4 protein-coding genes are annotated in these 2,541 nt (G+C 70.5%); all 4 read right to left on the bottom strand.

Annotation, left to right across the window (positions count from 1 at the left end; all coding sequences use genetic code 11):
- A partial coding sequence (locus HC022_RS23870; protein WP_167454060.1) for a phosphatidylserine decarboxylase occupies nt 1–503 on the bottom strand: 503 nt, incomplete at its 3' end.
- A gap of 74 nt (nt 504–577) precedes the next feature.
- Entirely contained in the window at nt 578–1,183 is a 606-nt protein-coding gene (locus HC022_RS23865) for a glutathione S-transferase (RefSeq protein WP_089963294.1), read from the bottom strand.
- Between the two features lie 100 nt (nt 1,184–1,283).
- Nucleotides 1,284–2,210, bottom strand: coding sequence for a tyrosine recombinase XerC (locus HC022_RS23860; RefSeq protein ID WP_167454059.1), 927 nt, complete (start codon nt 2,208–2,210; stop codon nt 1,284–1,286).
- The coding region (locus HC022_RS23855) for a DUF484 family protein (protein WP_167454058.1) at nt 2,207–2,541 on the bottom strand (335 nt) is incomplete at its 5' end. The genes HC022_RS23860 and HC022_RS23855, both read right to left, overlap by 4 nt.

Below are 2,541 nucleotides of genomic sequence, written 5' to 3'. Positions count from 1 at the left end.
CACCACATGATGCGGCGGGCGACGAGGCCGGCGATCTGTACCACGGCGATCTCGCGCCCGTCATCCATGCGGATGCGCAGGGCGTTGCGCTCGTTGTCCTCGGAGGCCTTGTCGAGTGAGGCGTTGAGGAACTTGCCGGGACGGTAGGCCAAGGCGATGAGCTCGCCGGCGACGGGGGCGCGGTTCACGTGGCAGTTGAACACCGACATGAAGACCGAGACGCGGGTCAGCGGCTCGGGGCCCATGCCCAGCTCGGCGGGCGGCACGGCGGGCTCGATCAGCGACACCACGCCGTCGGCGGGGCTGATCACCAGCCCGGGACGGTTGGGGGTCACGCGCTCGGGGTCGCGGAAGAAGTAGTAGCACCAGACGGTGAGCCCGACGCCGATCCAGCCGAACGGCTCCCAGATCAGGAAGAGCACAAGGGTGACGACCGCGAAGATGGCGACGAACTTGCGTCCCTCGGGGTGCATCGGTTTCAGGAAGGTGTCGCGCATCCGCATGGGTGGCGTCCTCTTGTTGGTGCAGGATTGCCGGGGCTTACGGGGCCGGATCACGGCTTGCAAGCCCCGCCGGGTCAGCTTTGGGGGTCGGTCGCGACCATCGAGGGGCGTTGCGCGAAGCCTTCGTACCAGTCGGCGAGCGCCTCGCGGCCGGTCCGCCACTTGCGCACGTCATGGCGGAAGTCGAGGTAGGCCAGCGCGCAGCCGATGGCGATGTGGCCCATGTCGAGCCGCCCGTGCAGGTGGCTCATCCAGCGGGTGTTAAGCGCGTCGAGCGCGCGCGACACCTTGGCCCACTGGCCCTCGATCCACTCGATCGACACCTTCTCGGGCGGCCGGAAGCGCTCCTCGTAGACGATGAGCACGGCGGCTTCCATCATGCCGTCGGCGGTGGCCTCGAGCGTCAGCGTGTCGAAGAGGCGGCTCTCGGGGTAGAGCCCGGACTGCGCGCGGTGATCCAGGTAGCGGCAGATCACGCGGCTGTCATAGAGCGTCGGCGCGTCCGAGCGCAGCAGCGCCGGGATCTTGCCCACCGGGTTGGCCGCGATCAGGTTGGCATCGGGCGCCAGCGGCGACGCGGTGACCTGGACCGTCTCGACCTCGTCGAACTGCCCGGTCTCGTGCAGTGTCACGAGGACCTTGCGCACAAAGGGCGAGGGGCCGGCCTGGAGCAGTTTCATGGAGTCCTCCTGAGTGTGTTTTGCGCAACCTAGGCGCGGGGCCGGGAGCGGGCAAATCATTTCCGGGCGACCGTCCGGGGGCCGCGCCGGGATGCCGCGCCTAGCCCGCCTTGGGGTGGGTGGCCTCGTAAACCTTCATCAGGTGCACCTCGTCGACCGCCGTGTAGGCCTGGGTCGTCGAGAGCGAGGCATGGCCCAGCAGTTCCTGGATCGCCCGAAGGTCGCCGCCCGCCGCCAGCAGGTGCGTCGCGAAGCTGTGGCGCATGGCGTGCGGGGTCGCGGTGGCGGGCAGGCCGAGCTGAAGGCGGGCCTTCTCGGTCACCTTCTGGATCAGCCGCGGGTTCAGCGCCCCGCCGCGCGCGCCCCGGAAAATCGGCGCCTCGGGCTCGGGCTCGAAGGGGCAGAGCTGCAGGTAGATGCCCACCGCGTCGCGGGCGACGGGCAGCACCGGCACGATGCGCTCCTTGCCGCCCTTGCCGGTGATCCGCAGCGACTCGCCCATGGGCCAGTCGCGGCCGCGCAGCCCCAGCGCCTCGGAGATCCGCAGCCCGCAGCCGTAGAGCAGCGTCACCACTGCGGCGTCGCGGGCGCCGATCCAGCTGTCGGCGGATTGCATCTCGACGGTCTCGATCATCGCCCGCGCGGCGCTCTCGTCGAGCGGGCGGGGCAGTTTCTTCTGGAACTTGGGGGCCCGCGCCATGATCACGGCGGTGGGCTCGAAGCCCTCGCGCTCGGCAAGCCAGCGGTAGAAGCTCTTCACCGCCGAGAGCTTGCGCGCCATCGAGCGCGGCGCGGCGCCCTGGCCGCGCAGATGCGCCATGAAGGCGCGCATGTCCGGCGTGGTGACCCGGGCCAGCGGCTTCAGCCCCTGCGGCTCGGCGTGATGCGCGGTCAGGAACACGATGAACTCGAGCACGTCGGCGCGGTAGGCGGTGATGGTGTTCTCGGCGGCCCCCTTGAGCGCGCGGGCCGAGGCCAGCCAGTTCTCCAGCGCGTCGCGCGCCGCCGGAGAGATCAGCAGCGTCACGACAGCCAGCGCCGCATGGCGCGTTCGAAGACGCCGGCGAAGAAGGCCAGCAGGTCGGTGCCCTGTTGCGGCGTGAACATGTGCGGGTCCTCGGAGCCGAGCGCCAGCAGTCCCGGCAGCCGCCCGGGGCCGAAGTCGAGCCGCAGGCAGGCCTCGGAGCGCATCCACGAGGCCTTTTCGCCGTAGATCCGGCTGTCGCCCTCGCTCAGCTGGCGCAGGGTGACCGGGCGCAGGGGGGCGGCGCGGCCTTCCGATACGTAATCCTCGATGAAGCCGGGCTCGGCCATCGACAGCACGTCGCCAAGCCGGCGCACCGCGGTGTCGCGGTCGT

The sequence above is a fragment of the Salipiger sp. HF18 genome, assembly GCF_011806505.1.
GTDB classification, from domain to species: Bacteria; Pseudomonadota; Alphaproteobacteria; order Rhodobacterales; family Rhodobacteraceae; genus Salipiger; species Salipiger thiooxidans.
The sequence above is the reverse complement of the archived record's forward strand: the minus strand, read 5'-3'. Positions and strand labels throughout refer to the sequence as shown.